The sequence below is a fragment of the Alkaliphilus transvaalensis ATCC 700919 genome (assembly GCF_000621485.1).
GTDB lineage: Bacteria > Bacillota > Clostridia > Peptostreptococcales > Natronincolaceae > Alkaliphilus > Alkaliphilus transvaalensis.
The window spans coordinates 193,174-215,440 of the sequence record NZ_KK211288.1; the positions used below are offsets into that span (position 1 = coordinate 193,174).

Here is a 22,267-nt window from a genome sequence, read left to right on the forward strand (position 1 = left end):
CCAATAACTCAATTATTTACGGTATACGATTCTACCGTCGATAATGGTACACCCCACAGAAGCTTGTAAATCAAAAGGATGCCTATCCCAAATAACCACATCGGCATCTTTACCTACTTCTAAGCTACCTATCCTGTCATCTACCCCTAAAATTTCTGCAGGATAAATGGTAATGGCCTTTAATGCTTCTTCTTCCTCCATACCTGATTTCATAGATAGGGCTGCACACATTGGTAAGTGTTGTAAAGGTATAACCGGGTGATCTGTCATAATGGCCACCTTTACCCCAGCTTTATTTAAGATTCCTGGTGTATCAAAGGTCTTATTTTTCAATTCAAATTTAGATCGATCGCCAAAGGTAGGTCCTACTACAACTGGTATCTCTTCTTTAGCTAACTCATCAGCAATAAGATGCCCCTCTGTACAATGTTCTAAAGTAATCTTTAATCCAAATTCTTTTGCAATTCTAATGGCTGTAAATATATCATCCGCTCTGTGGGCGTGGGCCTTAAGAGGAACACTACCTTCTAATAAGGGTAACATTGATTCCATCTTGATATCAAAGACCGGATACTTTGACACATCCCCATTTGCCGCCTTCTTTTTTTCATGATAGCGTTTAGCGGCCATGATCGTTTCTCTAAGAAGAGCAGCAGTTCCCATCCGAGTCATAGGTGTTCGCTTTTTCTCATTATAAACCCGTTTCGGATTCTCTCCAAAGGCAACCTTTAAAGCTGCATTCTCTACCATAATCATATCATCAATTCTTTTTCCATAGGTTTTAATTATGGCAAACTGTCCCCCTATAACATTGGCGCTTCCTGGACCAGCGGCCGTAGCAGTAATTCCTCCCTGATAGGCTTCTTCAAAAGTTCTGTCCATTGGATTAATAGCATCAATACTTCTAAGATGTGGTGTAATAGGGTCTGTCATTTCATTTCCATCTGCCCCTTCAAACCCAATAGCATCTTCCCATAACCCTAAATGAGTGTGGGCATCTATCATCCCAGGAAAAACCATCTTTCCTGTTGCATCTATTACCTCTGCACCTTCTGGAGCTGAAATTGTCTCTGCAATTTCTTTAATTTTTCCATCTGCAATTAACAGACATCCCTTGTCAAGAATCTTTCCTGCCATCGTATAAATTTTGGCATTTTTTATTAAGATCATTTTAATCCCCTCCTGATATTTCAGTTAGTTCTATATTCAACGGGATTACAGTTAATTCCTTTTTATTTTATTAAAAAAATTTCGATAATTGAAATATATTAATATTTTTTTGAAGCATCAGTCTCCCCTTATATAAGACTCCTTAAAGAACAAAAAAGTTCCCAAAATTTGAGAACTTTTAATTATAATTTTTAATTTACAAAATAATCCCCGACTCCTCTAATGTAATCATCTCTTTTACCATATAGGTGGCGGCTTCTACAAAATTGAATGCCAATACCGCCCCCGAGCCTTCTCCTAATCTGAGACCTAAGTCAAATAATGGTTCTAGGCCCAACAGTTCTAATGCCTGCTTGCCTACTTTTTCTGCCGAAGAGTGGGAGGGAATAAGGTACTGTTTTACCTTCGGCTCTATCTTTGAAGCTACTAGGGCGGCGGCAGTAGCAATGACACCATCAACCACTATAGGTATGTTGTTGGCAGCAGCAGCCAGCATTACTCCTGCCATTCCTCCAATTTCAAAACCTCCCACCTTTGCTAGTACATCAACACCATCTTGAGGATTAGGCCTATTGATTTCAAGTGCCCTCTTAATTACTGCCCCCTTATGGCTTAATTTTTCAACAGGCAAGCCAGCACCTACCCCTACAATCTCCATAGGGTCTAGCCCCCCGATAGCGGAAATAATAGCAGTACTAGCAGTTGTATTAGAGATACCCATTTCACCAGTAGCTACCAAATTTTTACCTTTTTTAATTTCTTCAGTTGCTATTTCGATTCCAATTTCTAGTGATTTTACAGCTTCCTCCCTTGTCATGGCAGGGCCTTTAGCCATATTATCTGTCCCATATCTAATTTTTTTATTGATAACTCCAGAATAGTCTACATCTACGGCTATTCCTATATCTACAACAACAACATCACTTTTTGTCTGCTTTGCAAAGGCACATACACCTGTAACTCCTTTTACAAAGTTTGGGGTCTGTATAGCTGTTATTATTTGAGGATTTGGGGCCACCCCTTCATGATATACTCCGTGGTCTGCTGCCATAACAATAACTACCTTTTTATCTACATTTGGATAAAGTTCTCCAGTAATTCCAGACAGTTGAATTGCTAGCTCTTCCAACCGACCTAAGCTGCCAGGTGGTTTTACTAAGGCATCAATTCTTTCTTTTGCCACCTCCATTGTCCTATGATCCAATAAACCAATTTTCTTTACTGTTTCTTTTAATAGATCCATTTCTTTTCCTCCTTTTTTGATTGCATATAATCAGTTTGATTATTTTTATAACTGAGGAAATTGCATAATTAATTTTAAATTTATATTAATTAAAAATGATTTGCATAAACCGTATATAAACTCATAGTTATGTATTATGCAATTTCCTCAATTACATACTGATGAAAACTGTATACAAAAATACAAAAAAGCCCATAGTATATTTGTATAATACAAACATACCATGAACTTTACCATCATTCAGGATTAAACTATGAAATATAGGCAGGTCTCCTGACTCAGTTTCATCACCCTACATACCTTCCCAGAAGTTCCAGTGGCATTAATGTAGTGCTCCCCTTTACAGTGGTGGGACCGTTGAAGACTTTCACTTCATTCCCTATTCTCCCTTATGGGCACCTATATTTCTCTAATTAAAAATTAAAAAAGTCTCTAATTTTAATTGATTCTAAGTTAATTGATGAAATTGTATAGTACCATATTAATTACGGAATTTCCTCAATTCAATATCTAATTCAACTATCATCATAACTTCTTTATAAAACTTAAAAATCCTGCTTATGAATTTTCATTTATCATAAAAATATTTTTACACCTTGTTTCCTTTACAAGGAAGGTAAATAAATACCCCACTACTGCAAAAATAAAGCAATACATAAAGGCTTTTTGATAAAGCTGAACAGCCTCTAATGTTCCTCCGTAGGTATCAAATACCCTACCTAAAATAGGTGGCAATACTGCTCCACCAAAGAAGCCCCCGATATTAACAATAGATGTGGAGATTCCTGCAATAGCAGGGTGATTTACTTCTTTTCCACAAGACCATCCAAGGGTAAAGGCTGCACAAGTGAAACCTAACACAAATAATAGTGGATATAGGATACCGATTGGTGGCTTTCCACCCCCCATAAAGACAAGAATTGCCCAACATAAAACATAGATCCCACCAAAAATGATCATTGGTAATTTTCTTAGTTTCATACTGTCGGATACTTTTCCCACTACGATACTTCCGATAGCCAAACCTAATACCGACACCATTAAATAGTTTGGAGCTACCTCTGGTGCTAAACCATACACATCAACTAAGTAACTATTTCCCCAAGTACCAGTTAGGGATACATGGGCTCCAAAGAAACCTGCAAAAGTGAAGAATCCTGGCCATGTATAAGGATTAGACAGTGCTTGAATTAAACTCTTCATCAATGGAGGTCTTTCGGCTACTGGTGTTTTTTTAACCGTCCCTTCTATTTCGTCAATGGTTGGTAGTCCCATCTCTTGAGGAGAGTTTCTAACAATGATGTAGCATAAAATAGCAATGATTATACTGATCACTCCGATGGCGGCAAAAGTGTTTCTCCATGTAAAGTAAGCTACCATTAATGCTAATGGCGTTTGGGCCATAATTCCCCCCATATTTCCTACAAAGGAGGTTATTCCAGCCATGGTTGCAAACTCACTTTCCTTAAACCATTGGGACAGTACCTTTAATATCGCTATAAAAGCCACCGATACACCGATACCAACTAAAAGCCGTCCAAAGAAAACCATAAATAGATTAGGTGCAAGGCCAAAAATAATTGATCCTATCCCCGCCATTAAAGTACCTATACTTACTGTTTTTCTAGCTCCCAGAGAATCTGCTAAAATTCCAGATGGAATCTGCATCACCATATAAGCATAAAAATAGGTAGAACCAATATTAGCAAAGGTGGTCCCAGTAATTCCAAAGGTATTAACTAGGTCCTCCCTCACAACTCCTATAGCTAAACGGTGAAAAAATACAATTACATAGGATAAAGCCAATGTTCCCCATACTAGCCAACGATATGACATCATTTTTTTTACTTGACTCTCTTGCATTTATTCTAGCCTCCCTTCTATGTTACACTAACATAATTCCTAATATTATATTAGTATTAACAAAGGTAGTCAATATAAAAATAATTCTTTATAAAATATTTATGCAATTTTCAATCCAGAAATTTATTTTTTAGAGAGTTGCATAATGCCATAACTAGCATAACCCTGGGATTATATTCCTTTTATGTAAAAATGAATGCTGCATCGTGTATTGTGTAATGGGTAATTTATTCGAAAACAAAATAATATATATGCCTTATTATGTAATTATAAGTGTCTTTGTAGTTAAAGTGTCTTTGTAGTTAAAATCCCCCCAAGATTAGTTTATCAGAAAATAATCTTGGGGGGATGATTGATCACGATGATTGATTCTACGGTTATTTTATAATTATTGTTGTACTTAATTATTGTTATTTTTAATATTTTTATTAATTTTTTTATTAATTTTTTTATTGTTTTTTTATTGTTTTTTTACTGTTATTTTTATTGTTATTTTTATTGTTGCACTTGCTTCATACTTAAAGATATCTTTCCTCTTTCAATATCTAGCCCAATAATTTTAACCTGTACCTCATCTCCAACCGAAACAACATCCATTGGATTTTTTACAAATTTATTCGTTAACTCTGATATATGAACAAGTCCATCCTGTTTTACCCCGATATCTACAAAGGCTCCAAAATCCACAACATTTCTTACTGTCCCTGTCATAATCATATCTAACTGAAGGTCTTCCATTTTAAGAACATCACTTCTAAAGATTGGTTTTGGCATTTCTTCCCTTGGGTCTCTTCCAGGCTTTTTAATTTCCTGAACAATATCCTTTAGGGTAGGTAGTCCAACTTCTAGTTCTTCTGCTAGATTCTTTAATTGATCTTCTAACCTTAACGCAAGGCCTTCATTGTACTTTAATATTCTTTCTTCTATATTTCTAAGTTCACCCTTCTTAATGTCCTCTTTATTATATCCTAATTTTTCAACTAGCCTCATGGTTGTATCATAAGATTCTGGATGAACAGAAGTATTATCTAAAGGGTTTTTTCCATTAGAAATTCTTAAGAAACCTGCACATTGTTCATAAACCTTAGGCCCTAGTCTTTTTACCTTTTTAAGTTGACTACGATCTACAAATTTGCCATTTTCTTCTCTAAATTGAACAACGTTCTTTGCTACAGTAGATGAGATCCCTGCAACGTATTGTAGTAGCGAGGGAGTAGCGGTGTTTAAGTCTACTCCTACAGTGTTTACACAGTCTTCTACAACATTTTTTAGGGTTTCCCCTAACTTGCTTTGATTTAAGTCATGTTGATATTGACCTACACCAATACTTTTGGGGTCAATTTTAACTAACTCTGCTAAAGGGTCCTGTAATCGGCGACCTATTGATATAGCCCCTCTAATAGATACATCAATATCAGGATATTCTTCTGTAGCCAGTTTTGAAGCTGAGTATACCGATGCTCCTGCCTCACTAACAATAGTATAATAAACCGTTTTTTCGATTTCTTTAAGCATTTCCGCCACTAGAAATTCTGTCTCCCTTGAAGCTGTACCATTACCAATAGGAATAATATCTATATCATATTGATCTATTAATTCCTTCATTACTTTTTTGGCTTCTTCCACCTTGTTTTGAGGGGCATTAGGGTAGATGGTAGTATAGTGGAGAAGCTTACCAGTTTCATCTAAAACAGCTAATTTACATCCTGTTCGATAACTAGGATCTATGGCTAACACCCTCACATCTTTTACAGGTGGTATCAATAAGAGGGGCTTTGTGTTCTTACCAAATACTTTAATAGCCTCTTCTTCTGCCCTTTCGGTTAATATATTTCTAATCTCTCTTTCTATCGATGGCGCTATTAATCGCTTGTAAGAATCTTCAATAGCTTCTTGTAATGCAGTGGTTGTAATAGCTTTCTCATTTGTAATAATTTTTTTAGATAAATAAAGAAGAATTTCCTCATCGGGACTAATTAGTTTTATCTTTAATTTTTTCTCTTTTTCTCCTCTATTTACTGCTAAAATTCTATGGTTAGCAATTTTATTAACGCCTTCGTTAAAGTCATAATACATTTCATATACAGTTTTTTCTTCAGGGTCTACTGCTGTACTATTAATTGTCCCCTTCTGCATATTTAAATCCCTTATTTTTTCTCTATATTCAGCATCATCAGAAATGACTTCAGCAATAATATCCATCGCCCCATTAATGGCATCTTCAATAGTATTGACTTCAAGTTCCTCATTAATAAAGGGAGCTGCTAATTCTTCAATTGATCCTTCTAAGATATCTTGTTTGAGCATTAATTCTGCCAATGGCTCTAGTCCTTTTTCTTTAGCCACTGTTGCCCGGGTTCTTCTTTTTTGTTTATAGGGTCTATAGAGGTCTTCAATCTTTTGTAACACACTAGCTTCTAATATTTCTTGCTTTAATTCTTCGGTTAATTTCCCCTGTTCTTCTATTAATCGAATAACCTCTTCTTTCCTTGCTTCTAAGTTTCTGAGATATGTAAGTCTGTCATAAAGGTCCCTTAATATTTCGTCACTTAATCCCCCTGTCATTTCCTTTCTATATCTAGCTATAAAGGGGATTGTGTTCCCTTCATCTATTAAACTAATTGTTTGTTGGATCTGATTAGCCTTAATATTAAATTCCTTCGATAACTGGTTAATGATCTTCATCCACACGTCTCCCCTATATTTATATTTTAGATTTAAAATTTCTTTTTCACAGAATATTATATCATAGCCCCTTACAATTTTAAAATTGCATCCTATTTTTCCACAATTATTTCGAAAGTATACCATTCATTATAGTAATGAAATTATTTTGATAAAATTATAGTGATGAAATTTCATAAGTAATTTAAGCCTTATATTAATGTAAAATAGCCAAGTAAGAATATTACTTAATTAACATAAATATACCCAGTAACAGGTCATATGCTACTGGGTATTACCAACCATTAACTTTTATTTAGGCCTTTAACTAGCCTTTTTTCCACTTATTATCATCATCAAGAATATACTCGTTTAACTGATTTTTCCCATAGGTTAAACCTGTAACTTTCGCTCTTTGTTGTTGAGGGGAAGCAGTTTTAGAAACATCTTCACCTAACTGTTGCCACCCTTCTAATAGTGGACCTAATACCTTAATTGCTTCTTCAAATTTAACAGAAGATTTATTATTGATACCCTCTGTCATCAGTCTATTTACAAAAAGATATAGACTTCTTAAGTTTACTGCAATTTCAGATGTTCCCTCTAAAGTAGACATTAACTCTGCCAAAATATCCTTCCCTTTAGCGATATACACCTTTGCTTCCTCTTCGTCCTTCAGCTCTGTTGATTTTGCAGCCTTCTTTAAAGAATCTATCAACTCTTCTAATAGAATAGCCACCAGTTGTGGGCCGTTGGCAGTAGTAACACGATTGAATAAGTACTCTTTATCCATAATTAATCACCACCATTAGCTTAATAGCTGTAGAATAGATTGAGGCCTTTGGTTAGCTTGGGCAAGCATAGCTGTTCCCGCTTGAGTTAAGATATTTAATTTAGTAAATGTAGACATCTCTAAAGCCATATCTACATCTTCAATACGAGATAGGGCTGCTGTTAAGTTTTCTGCCGTATTGTCAACATTGGCAATGGTATGCTCTAGTCGATTTTGAATGGCACCTAGTTTAGATCTAACTTCTGATACTCGTTTAATTGCTTCGTCTAATTTAATAATAGCTTGAGTTGGTTCATTAATGAAATCGACTTTATTCGGTGTAATAATTGTTCCATCTTCATCAACCTCATCACCAATCCCTAAAGCAAAGGTATCTAAATTATCAATTGTAAAACTCATATTTTCATTAGCATTTGCACCAATTTGAAGGACTATTTTCTTAGTAGCTGCAATGTCTGGGTCTGGGTCATTTCCATCTAATGAACCATCAATTAATTTTTTCTCATTGAAATTAGTTGTTTTTACAATATTGTCGATTTCAGCCAACAGTTCATCAACCTCATTTTGAATTGTTTGCTTATCCTCATCATTGTATGTACCATTGCTAGCCTGTACTGCCAGTTCCCTCATTCTTTGAAGCATTGCATGGATTTCGTTCATGGCACCCTCTGCAGTTTGAACAAGGGACACACCATCTAATGAGTTTCTTGAAGCAACGTGTAACCCCTTTGACTGGGCTCTCATTTTTTCTGCAATTGCTAAACCTGCAGCATCATCAGAAGCTCTATTAATCCTTTTTCCAGAAGATAGTCTCTCTAAGGTTTTTGCAGTTGCATTAGAGTTCTGGGTTAATAATCTATGGGCATTTAAAGCAGGTATGTTATGGTTAATACGCATTTTGTTTCCCCCTTAAATTAGATTCTTTTTATTTTTACGAAACTACATAACTAAACTATAAATTTATAGTTATGGATTATACAATTTCTGTATTTAAAAACTATTTTACAATCACTATGGATATTTCTTATCTATCCTACTTTAATATTATCGACAGATGAGCTAAAAACTTTACCCTGTCTTCTTACGATCTAACTCTTCCACAAAGATTAGGACCTGAGCCACAATTTCATATAGTTCTTGAGGGATCTCTGTTCCTACCTTCAACTGGATAAGTTCCTTAACAAGTTTCTCATTGTGATGAATAGGTATTTCCTTCTCTTCAGCTTTTTCCATGATTTTTTCTGCAACAATGCCTCGACCTACAGCCGTAATTACGGGGACTTGATCTTTTTCCATGTCATAGCTTAAGGCAACTGCTTGCTTAATTTCTTTATGCTCCATAGGCCCCCCCTAAATCATCATATCGATAGAATGTTTTACTGTCTTTTGCTTCTCGGCAATTTCTTCTATCATACTCATTAAATGTAAATCTTCTTCGACTTTAAAGGAAATTTCTTTAATTTCATAACCTAAATTAGATAGCATCGTCTTTAAGGTTGGTAAATTTTCTTCCATAAGCTCTTGGTTTTCTTTGTAATTTACCCCTACTTTTAAAGTCAATTGCTTATAATTTACACCTAAATACACATTAATATTACCCATGCTATTAGTATCCATATTTAATAAAACCGACATGTTTTTAGGATCTATTTTTTTACTACCTTGTTTTTCCTTCATAACATAGATTTGAAGATTCTTTATTTGATGATCCATCATAATTGGCATTTGTATTGCTGTATCTTTTTCATTCAATTGATTCTGGGTTTCTATTGTCTCTGACAATTTATTAAGACCCTTAGCCAATTCTTCCCTTGCTTTACTATCTAATTGAGAACCCATGTTCTCTAAGCTCTTAATAATTCTAGAAAATTCTTGGTTATATTTACGTAGGTCAACCTTACCATTTTTCAGTTCGTCGGTCATTTCTTTAATTTTTAGCTTCATTTCCGTCACTTCATTTTTTAAGGATTCTTTGCCTTCTCTTTGTAGTCTATCAAAAATATCCTGTAATTGATGACCTATCTGATGTTCATTTTTAAGAAAGTGAGACACTTGTTGTAAATCCTTTAAATTAGTTGGCATATTATTTTTCATCAGTATTGCTAAAAGGTTTTCGCCTTGTTTTTGTATTTGAGGTAGAGTCTCAATAAGCTCCCAATTACCTTTTGTCATCTGATAGTCGTTAATAAAGTTCGTCACTTTACCTAGCTCCATCTTTTCAAGTTGAAGACCTTTTTCAATACCTGATGCTACCATAGATGCCGTTAAATTTGAACGGATAAAATTCATCTCTCTAAAAACCTGTTGCACCTCGTTATTAGTGCCCATCACGGAAGCTAATTTATTTACGATCGTATCAGCCTGACCTTTATTGGTAGAATCCTTATAAGCCAAACTTTCAATGGTGATGGGGATATTATTTCTAATATGTTGCCCAATGGTGTTTATATCTCCTGAACCTATTTGATTTAACAAGCTAATCATCTTTACTGTTCCATTATAGGTTAAATTTCCTTCTATTTCAGATGATGCCATGTATCCACCTGTCATTTTAATATGTTGAAGATCCTTAAGCTTAAAATCCTCGCCTTTGTTCAATAATAATAAGAGCTCTTCGTCTTTAATCTCACCTAATTTGATAACTTTCTCTAGTATTTCATTTATTTTAGCTTCTTCTGTTAAAGGTGATTCATTAGGTAATTGCGCCTCTAAAGCTACTGAATCCAACTCTTGAATCAATTTTACTAAGTTTGCTATCCCTTCTTTTTCAACATCGTAACCAGCCTTAATGAGTAGGGCTAATTTTTCTTTATCTAAAACCTTAACTAACACCTCTAGATTTTCCTTAAGCTGATAAACCTTATTAATATTTTCCTTTGATACTTCCATATCATGTTTAATTAATTTTTTCGATAAAGCAACACTTTCATTTGTAGTCTCTACCCCTTCTCGTTCTAGTAAACCTTTAATGTCTTCTTCTAACAGTCTCAAATCTTTTTCAGTAGGTTTACTACGGGATGCATTAAAATTATCATAAATTTTAGAAGCATAATGACTTAGCTTCTCTTCAATAGCAATTGCACCTCTTTTTATAGAGTTTTTCATCTTGTACAAGTGATCAATATTAGTTTCAATTTTATTTTTAACGACCTCTACTAGCCCTTCGTCGCTATAGTCTTTAATATTATGTAACTTATTAAAGACATCATTTACACGATTAATGTTCTTTCTACTGATTTCCATACCAGCCTTGTGTAGGGCCTTAATAATATCGGTAATATCTTTTCCTTGCTTGTTCCCAAAAAGCTTGTAAGCAATTTCCTCTGCTTCGTCAGTTGACAGGGATTTAAATCCCTTTAATAAATTTCTTAAAGAAAAGCTCTTTTCTTCCTTCTTTGCGTCTTCTAACTTTTCAACAACTTCTTCTAGCGATTCATTTTCTAAGTCCACGTCATCTTTAATTAGCTCTAGGGCAGTATTGTAGTCTAGACCCTTCACTAACTCTTCTAACTGATTTTTAGCTGATATATATTGTGTTAAATTATCTTTTGATAGATTTAAGCCATGAATATCTAAAATTTTTAAAGCTTGAACTAAATCCTCTTTTACTGGCATATTAAAACTTTTTAAAAGTTTATTATATTTTCCTTCTTCCTCTGGAAGTATAGCTACTTTTTTATCTTGTAGTAAATTATTTAAAGGTGCTTCTTGATTTTGGACTCCATTATTACCTCTTCTTTTTAGAGAGGTCATTCCATTTCCATAAACTTGATTAAATAATATGTTAATTGGTTTTCTAATACCATTATCCATTACAACACCGCCTTTATCCTTCTAATCATATATCGTCATGTATGCTTCTTTTCTTTAATTTTGTTCATGGATGATAATTTTTAATTTTTCCCTAAAACTTTTCTTAATTGTGTCGATATATTATAATAGAGATAGTACAAAGGAGGGGAACTCCATGAACAGAATTGATCATCTAAGTCCAGTTGACTATAAGGACTTAATGAAGGCTCCCACTAATAAAGTAGAAAAAAACAAGGAAAACTTCATTGCCAAGTTCCAAGAAATTAAGTCAGATCAAGTAAGAGAACATCTTCAGGGACTTTACGAAAAGATTGTTAGTCAGTCGGAAAGAATTGGAGATAAACTCCACCTAAGCGAAGTGATTAAATATAAAACTTTAGTAAGGGAGTTTTTAGATGTAGCTACTAAAAATTCTCACCAATTCTCAAAACAAAACTTTTTAGATCGAAGGGGCCGCCATCGGGTGTATTCCATTGTAAAAAGTGTTGATCGAGAATTAGATCAATTAACTAAAGAATTTCTTAAAGATGAAAAAGACCGTATTTCTATCATAAAAAGGCTTGATGATATTCGTGGCATGTTGTTAGACGTGATGATGTAGCAAACCTTTAATAAATTGTAAAAAATTGTTTGACAAGACAAAATAATAGTGTTATTCTAATAAGGTAACATAGTTACAGAATACAATTATTTGGAGGTTTTTTTTAATGAAAACAGGCGTAGTTAAATGGTTCAACAGCGAAAAAGGTTTCGGATTTATCTCAGTTGAAGGTGGAGACGATGTATTTGTACATTTCTCAGCTATCCAAGGAGACGGTTTCAAGACATTAGAAGAAGGACAACAAGTTCAATTCGAAGTTGTTGAAGGCGACAGAGGTCTTCAAGCAGCTAACGTTAGTAGATTATAATAGAATATAAATAATATTTTATATATATATCAACTACTAAAAAGAACCCTGATTTTTCAGGGTTCTTTTTATCATTCTTAATAAAAAAACTTAAAGCTTCTTTAGTTAAATAAAATGGTCTGTCCTAACAACTGAAATTGCCATCCTTTTTGATCTGAAAAGTGAAGTCTGTATCGATTTTCCCATTTTGTATGATCGTCTAATAAAATTACTTCGTCATAATATTTCCTAATTTCTTGTGATCCATCTGTATAAATTTCTATTACGACATCAACCTCAACCTCTTTTTTTTCAGTTCCTTCATCATTGTTAGGAAATGAAATAGCAGTAATTTCAGCAGATTTAATATGCTTATTTATTCTATTAAAAAACCCTTTTTCCTCTTCCGTACCTTGGAACTTATCATGATACTGATAAGAATATTTTTTAATAATATCCCCATCATATTCTTTAAACTGAGCATCTAAGAATTCTTGAAACACTTTAACAGCTAAGTCTTCAGTCATGGGTTCAAAGGTATAGGATTTGTTATCTGTTAATTTTAAATTATTATTATTCGCATTACATCCTACTAAAATAAAGACGACTAAAAAGATTAAAACTAACCTTTTTATCATAAATACTTCTCCCCCCTTACTCATCATAAACAGTCCCCCTTAAGGCTATGACTAAATTAAAAAGCCCCTCATGCAATAATGGAGTAGGATCAAGAATAAACCTACCCCATCTATTGATTAAGAGACATTTTTTAATTACTTTCTTTTAAACCAAGTTTTCTTACTCAGTTTTCTGAAGGGATTAAACCTAAATCCTTTTTTCTTATTGATATCCTTATTTAATTCCTTAATGATTGCTTGATTTTCTACATGCTTTTCCTTATTGGAAAGTTCTGTGGTGGCAGCTACTTCGTCATAAATAGCGTCTTCAATAACTTCTTGTGACTCTTTCTCCTCGGTTAGTACCTTCTCACCATCCATCACTTCCCCATGATCTGCGTCATCCATTACCGACACGTCAATTGCTTCTATTGGTTCTACCGCTTCTATCGTTGCTCCTTGAACTTGTACTTCTTGTACCTGCTGTAGTTCTTGTTGTAATTCTTGTTGTAATTCTTGTTGTAGTTCTTGTTGTACCGCGTGTTTTTCTTCTGCGCTTATTTTAAATCGCTTTGTTGTCGCCTTTAAGTCAAACACCATATCTCGCAAATTACCAGCTAGGGCGGTCATATGTTGAAGCGCTGCATCTTGTTCTTCTACGCTGGCTAAAACTTCTTCTGCCGATGCTGCGGTTGATTGGGCAACACTTGCTACTTGATGCATTGTTTCTTCTGCTGTCACAGCTTTTTCAGCCATTTTTTCCATCGTTCCTTCTAGCTTCTTCATAGATGCTGTAACACCATTAGCTTCTTCTAAAATATTATTAAAGGAGCTTGCGGTACGATTAACAACGGCATTCCCTGCTTCTACTCCCTTAATACCTTCTTCCATAGACTTTACAGCCTTTGTTGTTTCCCCTTGAATTTTAGAAATAAGCGTTATAATTTCTGTAGATGCTCCTCTAGATTGCTCTGCTAATTTTCTAACTTCTTCTGCAACTACCGTGAATCCTCTTCCATGTTCTCCTGCTCTTGCAGCTTCAATTGCCGCATTTAAAGCTAAAAGGTTAGTTTGATTAGAAATATCGGTAATCAATTGTCCCGCTCTATCTATTTCAGTAATTTGCTTATTTAAATTAGTTATTACTTTTGCAGTATTACCTACTAGCTCACTAACTTGAACCATTGTATTTTTTATTTCTTCTATATTCTTAACGCCACCTTCTGCAAGGTTTGAGGTATATTCAGCTGAAGCAACAACTTCAGTAGTACTGGCTTTAGCATTGTTAACCCCTTCTACCATTTGATTTAACCCTGCTGCTGACTGATCTATACTTTCCATCTGCTCCGATGTTCCAGTGGCCACATGCTCAATGGTCTTAGAAATTTCTGAAGCCGCAGTAGTGGTTAATTGTGAATTGTTCTGAAGATCTTCAATGGATTCGCTTACTAGTTGAGTTGTGCTTGTTATTTGATGTAAAATTCCTACAATTGAATTTGACATTTCCTTGAAAGCCTGCTGTAATTGACCAATTTCATTCTGCCCACTTACGGCATCGATGGCAATTTGTTCTGTTAAGTCTCCATCTTTAATTTTATTAGCGCTCATTACAAGATTTGCTATGGGCTTAACAAAATATTGGGCAAATATAGTAGTCATAATAAGTGCTATAATTAACATTGCCGCAGCAATTCCTATACTTCTTATTAAGGAGCGTCTTGTTAAATCTAATATTTCACTCTTTTCTTGCTCTACAATTACCCTCCAGTCATGCCCTGCTAAAGAAGAACCAGATATAATCATTTCAATTCCATCGTTATTAATTCCTTCTGCCCCATCTGTTTCAGCTAAGGCAATCTGTTTTACAACTTCTGAATCTGCCTCTAAAACATTAAATCGATTTTGTACATACTGTCCTGCTTGGCGATGGCCTATAATAAATCCTCCATCATCAATGACGTAAGCATATCCTGTTTCTCCTACGCTTACATCCCTTATAATTTGATTAATTTTGTCGAAGCCTAAAAGTACAGATATTACACCTGTCCGTTCATTAGACCTGTTTCTGATAGGCACCGAAACCCTAACCCCTACTGTATTAACATGGGGGTCAACTATTGTTTGAGATATATGAGTCCTTCCTCCCATTGCTGCCTTAAACCAATCTTCGTTAGAAACATCTAAGTTTGCTCTATTAGTATTAGTAGCCCTTACAATTCCAGTGGTATCCATCAAATAAATTGACTTAATCTCTCTATTTTGATTTATAAATTGATTAAACATTGTATTTATATGGAAGCTTTCCATTCTTTCATAGTCTTGAGTTAGAGCTAAAAGGTTGATTGTTCCTAAAATCGTCTCCATATAGACATCTAACTGCATTGCTACGGATTCTGCTATCGATTTATTATTTTGCTCTGATGATTGTATTATACTTCTAGAATCAATGTAATAACTAATAGCAGTAGTTACTACGATTGATACCAAAATAAGCAAGCATGTTATACTCATCAGTTGTCTTTTAATGCTTTTCTTTCCTCCTAGAAGTTTCTCTATAGGATTTACGCTTTTTCCTTTCATATTCTTCCCCCTTCTTAGCTCGTCCTATGATCTGTCGAAATCTTATGATCAGGACAAAACATTTGTAGTAAAAATTCATAACACTATGTATTTTATAATTATTCTATAAATAAACAAAAATACCTTTTCTTATATAAAATTTCTTTTTCGAATGTTTTTAGACAACCTTCTACAAATATCGCCTATAGATTGACGTAATTTTTATGATATCTGTTTAAATATGAATCATTTCTAGCTACTGATATTTAGAGGAGTAACAGCAAAACCTTTCTTCGTAAAATTTATAGGGTGGCTTAGTTTCAACTCATTACGTAATGTACTTGTATATAAAAATAATTAAAGTAGAACACTTATATTCATTTTAAAAAAAACAGAATTCAGGACTAATGTCCTAAATTCTGTTTCAAGTATTCGTTAATAAATAAATCTATTTCACCATCCATAACAGCTTGGGTATTTCCTATTTCTGCATTGGTGCGATGATCCTTAACAAGATTGTAGGGATTAAATACATAAGAACGGATTTGACTACCCCAGGCGATTTGACTATATTCCCCCTGTAGGTCTTCAATTTTTTCTTTATTTTCACGTTCTTTTAATTCCACTAACTTAGCTTTTAAAACAGCCATTGCTGTTTCTCGATTGCTATGCTGAGATCTTTCATTCTGACATTGAACAACTATTCCCGTTGGTAAATGGGTAATCCTAACAGCAGAATCGGTTTTATTAACATGTTGTCCACCAGCTCCACTTGCCCGATAGGTGTCTATTTTTAAATCAGATGCCTTGATATCAATTTCTACATTTTCATCAATTTCAGGCATTATATCAACTGAGGCAAAGGATGTATGTCGTTTTCCAGATGAATCGAAGGGAGACACCCTGACTAAACGGTGTACCCCTTTTTCTGACCTAAGAAACCCATAGGCATTAATCCCCTCTATCAACAGGGTTGCGCTTTTAATTCCTGCTTCTGGGTCCTGCAATAAATCAAGAATCTTAACTTTAAACCCTCTAGATTCAGCCCAACGACTGTACATTCTCATCAGCATCTTCGCCCAGTCTTGAGCATCTAATCCACCTGTTCCTGCATGAATAGAAAGAATGGCATTATTTCCATCATATTCACCCTTTAACAAAGTAGATAATCTTAATTCCTCTATAGTCGATTCCAATTTGGAAACTCCTTGTAATAATTCATTTTCAAAGGTAGCATCCCCTTCTTCAATAAAGGCTACTATTGTTTCTAGCTCTTCATGAAAGTTTAAAAGTCCTTCATAGGAATCAATACGATCTTTAAAGGATTTTGCTTTTTTCAATACTTCTTGTGCCTCTTGGGGATTATCCCAAAAGCCTTCTTCTGACATCTTGGCTTCATAGTCTGATACCAATTGACTTAACTGTTCTATGTCAAAGAGAAGCCCTCATTTCCTTTATTTCTTCTGACAACTTAGAAAGTTGCTGCTTATAGATGTCTAAATTAATCATTTCTTCACCTCGTTTATTGTCCACAACACTTTTTGTATTTTTTACCACTGCCACATGGACATGGCTCGTTTCTTCCAACCTCATCTTCCTTAACCACTGGTGATGGGGTATTTCCGCCACCATGGGTTGCTTCGATTGGCTTTGCTACTTGTTTTCTCTCGATTACAGATTCCTTTTGGATATGGAACAGATATCTAACAGTATCTTCTTGAATATTTTTAATCATCTCTTGGAACATATCAAAACCTTCTAGCTGATATGCCCTAACAGGATCTTCTTGTCCAATTGCTCTTAAACCAATACCTTGTCTTAACTGATCCATTGCATCGATATGGTCCATCCATTTTGAATCAATAACTTGTAACATGATAATTCTTTCAATTTCTCTCATTCTGTCAGATGTAAACTCAGCCTCTTTTTCTGCATATAAAGTTCTAGCTACATCTAAAATTTTGTCCTTTAAGGTTTCTTCCGTTAACTCCATTACATCCCCTAATTCTAGAGCATCTTGTGGAAGGAAAATGCCATGTAAATATTCCATTAAACCTTCGATATCCCAGTCTTCTGGATATTTTGCGTCAGCTGTATAGATTGAGATAGCACCATCAACAATACCTTCCAGCATGTTAAACACTTGTTCAAACATACTTTCTCCAGCTAACACTTTTCTACGCTCTCCGTAGATTACTTCCCTTTGCTTATTCATTACATCATCATACTGTAATACATGTTTACGAATACCAAAGTTACGGCCCTCCACTTTCTTTTGAGCGTTTTCAATTGTTCTAGTAAGTAGTCCGTGCTCTATTGCCTCATCTTCTGCAAGACCCATTTTCTCCACTAAACCTTGCATTTTTTCTCCGCCGAATAGACGCATTAAGTCATCTTCTAAGGAAATATAGAAACGACTTGATCCAGGGTCACCTTGTCTACCCGCACGACCTCTTAACTGATTATCTATACGCCTAGATTCGTGTCTTTCTGTACCGATTATATGAAGACCTCCTATTTGAGTTACTTCTTCATGTTCTCGGTCAGTATCCTTCTTAATTTCCTTATATAATTCTTGATACACTCTTTTAGCTTCTTCGATTTCTGCATCATCTGTTTCAGCATGACTTGTTACCATAGCTAATATATCATCACTAAAGCCTCGTTTTTTCATTTCACGTTTTGCTAAAAATTCTGGGTTTCCGCCAAGGATAATATCTGTACCACGACCCGCCATATTTGTAGCAATGGTCACAGCGCCTTTACGCCCTGCCTGAGCAACAATTTCAGCTTCTCTTTCATGCTGCTTTGCATTTAGGACTTCATGGGGTACGCCTCTCTTTTTTAATAATCTAGAAAGTTCTTCAGACTTTTCTATTGAAATTGTACCAACAAGGACTGGTTGTAGCTTACTATGCTTTTCCTCTATATCCTTTGCTAGGGCCAAGAACTTACCATTTTCAGTTTTATAAATACTGTCAGAATTGTCCATCCTTACAACAGGTTTATTTGTGGGCATCTCAATTACATCCATGCCATAAATCGCCATAAATTCTTCTTCTTCTGTTTTAGCAGTACCCGTCATCCCGGCTATTTTTTTATACATTCTAAAGTAGTTTTGGAAGGTAATTGTAGCTAGGGTCTTAGATTCTCTTTGAACATCTAAGCCTTCCTTTGCTTCAATTGCTTGATGCAGACCTTCGCTGTAACGACGTCCAAACATTAATCTTCCAGTAAATTCATCAACAATGACTACTTCTCCATCCTTAACAACATAGTCTTTATCAAGCTTCATTAGGTTAATGGCCTTAAGGGCTTGATTAACATGGTGGGACGTTTCCATATTTGTAATATCTGAAAGATTTTCAATCCCAAAGAATTTTTCAGTCTTCTCTACACCTTCTTCGGTTAATGAAATCGAGTTTGCCTTTTCATCAATTGTGAAGTCGACTTCATTCTTAAGGGTTCTAACAAATTGATTTACAACAAAGTACATTTTAGTAGATTTTTCACCTTGTCCAGAAATAATTAATGGTGTCCTTGCTTCATCAATTAAAATACTGTCAACCTCATCGACAATAGCAAAGTTAAGCTCCCTTTGGGTCATTTCATGTTTATGGATTACCATGTTATCTCTTAGATAGTCAAATCCAAATTCATTATTTGTTCCATAGGTGATATCTGCTTCATAGGCAACCTTTCTCTCTTTAGGCGTAACTCCATGAACCACTACCCCTGTCGATAAACCAAGGAAGTTATATACTTTTCCCATCCATTCCATATCTCTTCGAGCTAAGTAGTCATTAACTGTAATAACATGTACCCCTTTACCTTCTAGGGCGTTTAAGTACACTGGCAAAGTAGCAACCAAAGTTTTACCTTCACCAGTTTTCATTTCAGCTATACGACCTTGATGTAGGATGATTCCTCCATAAAGCTGTACAGGATAATGCTTCATCCCTAAAATTCTCCAAGCAGCTTCTCTAATAGTAGCAAAGGCTTCTGGCATAATATCATCTAATGTTTCATTCTTCGAAAGTCTATCTTTAAATTGTCTGGTCTTGTCTTTTAATTGTTCATCACTTAATCTTTCATATTCTGATTCTAATGCTAAAACTTGGTCAACAATCTTTTTAACTCGTTTTAGCTCCCGCTCACTGTGGGTTCCAAATACCTTTTCAAATATCTTTTTCATATTAGCACCTCTAATTTTATTTTTCATAAATTCTTTAATCTACATTTTAACAATAACAAATCATTAAATCAATAAGCATATGTATACCACTATAGCTTATTTTATCATAATCCACCATAAATTATTAATAATACAAGTAGATTTCTATAAGTTATCTTCTTATTTGCCCATGATGATCAAAACGAATTACACCTACTGCTTTTCGATGTAATTTAGACTGCATAATGGCTTGTACATAAATTGTTAAACCTAAAGCAATAAAGATATCACCTACAGAGAAAATTTGTTTTAAAGGATATATACTAGGTGTAACAAAGCGTTTCCCTAAATAAGTAGTAATGGCCTCTGCTTCTGCCATTGGAATATAGTTGGGTAAGGCTCCTATGTTAATGGATTGAAGCATATTTAAAAATCCTGCTTCTTCTAAAAGAATTAAATCGATGGGCATTCTTCCCTGGTTTAAAACAATGGCTGCAAAGTTTAAGATAGCACCAATTAAGATAAACCAAAGTGATCGATTATGTAGGTTTAAAAATAAAACAAAAAAGAGAAGACAATAGGCAATAATATATAGAAGCATTTTAAATTGAATAAAGGTTTCATGACCCAATGAGATCATAATAGAAGTAGTAAGCATAATTAAAAAGGATAACACCACCATAAAAGGAAATCGCAAGGTTAGATATCCTAGTCGTTTAATCTGACCACCTCTAATTTTACCGATTATTATTCCCAGCAATAATGCTTCAAATATCATATTATCTACTCCTTTTAAACATTATTTTTACCTTTATTATAAGTTTCTCTATTCTTTTTCAATTTCCTTCCTTTTAATAGATTTTTAATATTTGAGGTAGATCTATTGATTCTCCATTTAATTAAAGAAGTAAAAATAAGTAACAACTCATTTTAGGTAATTTTTTATTGTGCATTAGAAAAGCAGCCCCTTTAAGGACTGCTATTTTTTGTCATTTTGATTATTTTTTAAAACTCTGGCTCAATTAACCCATAGTTTCCATCTTTTCTTTTATATACAACATTTACTTCTTCAGTATCTGCGTTAGTATAAACAAAGAAGTTATGGCCTACTAGCTCCATTTGTAGCACTGCTTCTTCAGAAGTCATCGGCTTGATGGCGAAGCGTTTTGTCTTCACTATTTTGGAGTCTAGTTCTTCTTCATCTTTTTGGGGTAAAGGAATATTCTCAAACCTTATTGTTTCATAGCTGACTTTACGATTTTCCATTTTTGTTTTATGCTTTCTTAACTGTCTTGTTAGTTTATCAACTACTTTATCAATAGAAGAATACATATCCTCAGTGGCTTCTTCGGCTCTCAAAATAGTACCGTTTATAGGAATAGTCACTTCTATTTTTTGCCTTGCTTTTTGTACTGATAGGGTAGCTTTAGCCTCCACTTCCTGATTAAAGAACTTTTCTAGCTTAATCATTTTTGATTCGATTTGGTCCCTTAATGCATCTGTCACATCAATATTTTTTCCACTGACAATTACTCTCATATGTTCAGCTCCCTTCACTTCTATAAGTTTTAAACTGACGATTTTATCAGTTTAAAAATAACTAGTTAAATATTGCTTTGGATTAATTTAAATTGTTATCCATTTTTTACCCCTATATTTGTCCTTTAAACAAAAGGTTGTACACTTTTTATATTCCTCCCCTATGGGATTAAATATGTAAGCCTTTTAATGTCTTTCAGCCCTATTTTTATCAAATTATGTTTAAGACAATGTTTAACACAAGACTTAATCATATTATAAATTGATTGCTTAATTAATTTTATATTTGAGGAAATTGCATAATTAATATTAAGTTTATATTAATGCAAAATGAAAACTTCGCTGTTTAGTGTTCAATGAGTACTATATTATTTTATTAAGGAAGTTACTCATTTCACAATGCACGACTTAGCTTTCATATTTGCATAGACGGAATATAAATTCAGATTTATAGTGTTATGCAATTTCCTCATTTATATTTCCCAAAATACACTTTCACTGTTTAGTGTTTTTTAATTACAAAGATATTAGTCTTTCCACATGAAAGAAAAGTTAAATACTATGGTTATTATTATATTCCTTTTCCTCTTTTAAAAGACCAAATTATTCCTGTAAAGGCATTATAAAAGAGTAAGAAGAATAATTTGCTACCAAAATTCTATACAAAAGTGGGCTAAAATACCTATAGACATTTATCCTCCAATCTATTGAATTTTCAATTTTCTTCGACATTTTTCTTGTGGATAATCTAATTTTCCGTTGTGTATATGTTTATAGTCTACCTGTGGATAATGTGTATAGTTTTGTTGATAACTTATTTTTCAATAGGACAAGGGTGTGTATAGGATGTGTATAACCCGTTGAAAACCTCTTCAACATTTATGTATACCCATTATGTAAATAAATAATCTTTTACTGATGTTTACTGGGCTAAATTAAATTTAT

16 protein-coding genes and 1 riboswitch are annotated in these 22,267 nt (G+C 34.1%); of the genes, 2 read left to right on the plus strand and 14 right to left on the minus strand.

The features are described from left to right. Positions 1–12 precede the first annotated feature (12 nt). The 8 genes from T335_RS0119215 to T335_RS0119250 form a co-directional block, all read right to left on the minus strand. Positions 13–1,170: an amidohydrolase gene (locus T335_RS0119215; protein ID WP_026478970.1), complete on the minus strand. Its 1,158-nt coding sequence runs from the start codon at positions 1,168–1,170 to the stop codon at positions 13–15. A 196-nt stretch (positions 1,171–1,366) separates the two neighbouring features. Next, the gene (gene cobT / locus T335_RS0119220) at positions 1,367–2,413 is read right to left on the minus strand and encodes a nicotinate-nucleotide--dimethylbenzimidazole phosphoribosyltransferase (RefSeq protein WP_026478971.1); all 1,047 of its coding nucleotides are present in this window, start codon (positions 2,411–2,413) and stop codon (positions 1,367–1,369) included. A gap of 246 nt (positions 2,414–2,659) precedes the next feature. Beyond that, positions 2,660–2,831, minus strand: a riboswitch (cobalamin riboswitch). Positions 2,832–2,971: 140 nt separating this feature from the next. Beyond that, the gene (locus T335_RS0119225; protein WP_026478972.1) at positions 2,972–4,276 is read right to left on the minus strand and encodes an MFS transporter; all 1,305 of its coding nucleotides are present in this window, start codon (positions 4,274–4,276) and stop codon (positions 2,972–2,974) included. Between the two features lie 495 nt (positions 4,277–4,771). Next, positions 4,772–6,961 carry a Tex family protein gene (locus T335_RS0119230; RefSeq protein ID WP_026478973.1) on the minus strand — a complete coding sequence of 730 codons (2,190 nt, stop codon included), beginning with the start codon at positions 6,959–6,961 and terminating at the stop codon, positions 4,772–4,774. Positions 6,962–7,268: 307 nt separating this feature from the next. After that, the gene (locus T335_RS0119235; protein ID WP_026478974.1) at positions 7,269–7,733 is read right to left on the minus strand and encodes a flagellar export chaperone FliS; all 465 of its coding nucleotides are present in this window, start codon (positions 7,731–7,733) and stop codon (positions 7,269–7,271) included. 15 nt (positions 7,734–7,748) lie between these two features. After that, positions 7,749–8,630 carry a flagellin N-terminal helical domain-containing protein gene (locus tag T335_RS0119240; protein WP_026478975.1) on the minus strand — a complete coding sequence of 294 codons (882 nt, stop codon included), beginning with the start codon at positions 8,628–8,630 and terminating at the stop codon, positions 7,749–7,751. Between the two features lie 171 nt (positions 8,631–8,801). Further along, complete coding sequence (locus T335_RS0119245) at positions 8,802–9,074, minus strand: EscU/YscU/HrcU family type III secretion system export apparatus switch protein (RefSeq protein WP_026478976.1); 273 nt, start codon at positions 9,072–9,074, stop codon at positions 8,802–8,804. A 9-nt stretch (positions 9,075–9,083) separates the two neighbouring features. Then, positions 9,084–11,546: a DUF6240 domain-containing protein gene (locus tag T335_RS0119250; RefSeq protein WP_026478977.1), complete on the minus strand. Its 2,463-nt coding sequence runs from the start codon at positions 11,544–11,546 to the stop codon at positions 9,084–9,086. 154 nt (positions 11,547–11,700) lie between these two features. Here T335_RS0119250 and T335_RS0119255 point away from each other — a divergent pair, with 154 nt between their 5' ends. Further along, positions 11,701–12,147, plus strand: a complete 447-nt coding sequence (locus T335_RS0119255; RefSeq protein ID WP_026478978.1) for a YaaR family protein — start codon at positions 11,701–11,703, stop codon at positions 12,145–12,147. Positions 12,148–12,253: 106 nt separating this feature from the next. Continuing rightward, complete coding sequence (locus T335_RS0119260) at positions 12,254–12,454, plus strand: cold-shock protein (protein ID WP_026478979.1); 201 nt, start codon at positions 12,254–12,256, stop codon at positions 12,452–12,454. Between the two features lie 101 nt (positions 12,455–12,555). Here the strand turns inward: T335_RS0119260 and T335_RS0119265 are convergent, their stop codons facing one another. From T335_RS0119265 to hpf, 6 genes are all read right to left on the minus strand, one after another. Then, complete coding sequence (locus T335_RS0119265) at positions 12,556–13,098, minus strand: hypothetical protein (protein WP_026478980.1); 543 nt, start codon at positions 13,096–13,098, stop codon at positions 12,556–12,558. A 108-nt stretch (positions 13,099–13,206) separates the two neighbouring features. Next, a complete protein-coding gene (locus T335_RS0119270) occupies positions 13,207–15,630 on the minus strand; it encodes a methyl-accepting chemotaxis protein (protein ID WP_026478981.1) in 2,424 nt (807 codons plus the stop codon). A 383-nt stretch (positions 15,631–16,013) separates the two neighbouring features. Then, a protein-coding gene (prfB, locus tag T335_RS0119275) for a peptide chain release factor 2 (RefSeq protein ID WP_207640707.1) occupies positions 16,014–17,118 on the minus strand; the annotation gives its coding sequence in 2 pieces (ribosomal slippage) (positions 16,014–17,042 and positions 17,044–17,118; 1,104 coding nt in all). Between the two features lie 13 nt (positions 17,119–17,131). Next, on the minus strand, positions 17,132–19,804 hold the full coding sequence (gene secA, locus T335_RS0119280) for a preprotein translocase subunit SecA (RefSeq protein WP_026478983.1): 2,673 nt from the start codon (positions 19,802–19,804) through the stop codon (positions 17,132–17,134). A 151-nt stretch (positions 19,805–19,955) separates the two neighbouring features. Then, positions 19,956–20,561, minus strand: a complete 606-nt coding sequence (locus tag T335_RS0119285) for a DUF5317 domain-containing protein (protein WP_026478984.1) — start codon at positions 20,559–20,561, stop codon at positions 19,956–19,958. Positions 20,562–20,788: 227 nt separating this feature from the next. Continuing rightward, positions 20,789–21,322: a ribosome hibernation-promoting factor, HPF/YfiA family gene (gene hpf, locus T335_RS0119290; RefSeq protein ID WP_026478985.1), complete on the minus strand. Its 534-nt coding sequence runs from the start codon at positions 21,320–21,322 to the stop codon at positions 20,789–20,791. Positions 21,323–22,267: the final 945 nt, after the last annotated feature.

What these genes read in the sequence shown, in the direction of transcription:
- T335_RS0119215 (WP_026478970.1), bottom strand. Translation starts at nt 1,170, where the DNA reads ATGATCTTAATAAAAAATGCCAAAATTTATACGATGGCAGGAAAGATT.
- cobT (WP_026478971.1), bottom strand. Translation starts at nt 2,413, where the DNA reads ATGGATCTATTAAAAGAAACAGTAAAGAAAATTGGTTTATTGGATCAT.
- T335_RS0119225 (WP_026478972.1), bottom strand. Translation starts at nt 4,276, where the DNA reads ATGCAAGAGAGTCAAGTAAAAAAAATGATGTCATATCGTTGGCTAGTA.
- T335_RS0119230 (WP_026478973.1), bottom strand. Translation starts at nt 6,961, where the DNA reads ATGAAGATCATTAACCAGTTATCGAAGGAATTTAATATTAAGGCTAAT.
- T335_RS0119235 (WP_026478974.1), bottom strand. Translation starts at nt 7,733, where the DNA reads ATGGATAAAGAGTACTTATTCAATCGTGTTACTACTGCCAACGGCCCA.
- T335_RS0119240 (WP_026478975.1), bottom strand. Translation starts at nt 8,630, where the DNA reads ATGCGTATTAACCATAACATACCTGCTTTAAATGCCCATAGATTATTA.
- T335_RS0119245 (WP_026478976.1), bottom strand. Translation starts at nt 9,074, where the DNA reads ATGGAGCATAAAGAAATTAAGCAAGCAGTTGCCTTAAGCTATGACATG.
- T335_RS0119250 (WP_026478977.1), bottom strand. Translation starts at nt 11,546, where the DNA reads ATGGATAATGGTATTAGAAAACCAATTAACATATTATTTAATCAAGTT.
- T335_RS0119255 (WP_026478978.1), top strand. Translation starts at nt 11,701, where the DNA reads ATGAACAGAATTGATCATCTAAGTCCAGTTGACTATAAGGACTTAATG.
- T335_RS0119260 (WP_026478979.1), top strand. Translation starts at nt 12,254, where the DNA reads ATGAAAACAGGCGTAGTTAAATGGTTCAACAGCGAAAAAGGTTTCGGA.
- T335_RS0119265 (WP_026478980.1), bottom strand. Translation starts at nt 13,098, where the DNA reads ATGATGAGTAAGGGGGGAGAAGTATTTATGATAAAAAGGTTAGTTTTA.
- T335_RS0119270 (WP_026478981.1), bottom strand. Translation starts at nt 15,630, where the DNA reads ATGAAAGGAAAAAGCGTAAATCCTATAGAGAAACTTCTAGGAGGAAAG.
- secA (WP_026478983.1), bottom strand. Translation starts at nt 19,804, where the DNA reads ATGAAAAAGATATTTGAAAAGGTATTTGGAACCCACAGTGAGCGGGAG.
- T335_RS0119285 (WP_026478984.1), bottom strand. Translation starts at nt 20,561, where the DNA reads ATGATATTTGAAGCATTATTGCTGGGAATAATAATCGGTAAAATTAGA.
- hpf (WP_026478985.1), bottom strand. Translation starts at nt 21,322, where the DNA reads ATGAGAGTAATTGTCAGTGGAAAAAATATTGATGTGACAGATGCATTA.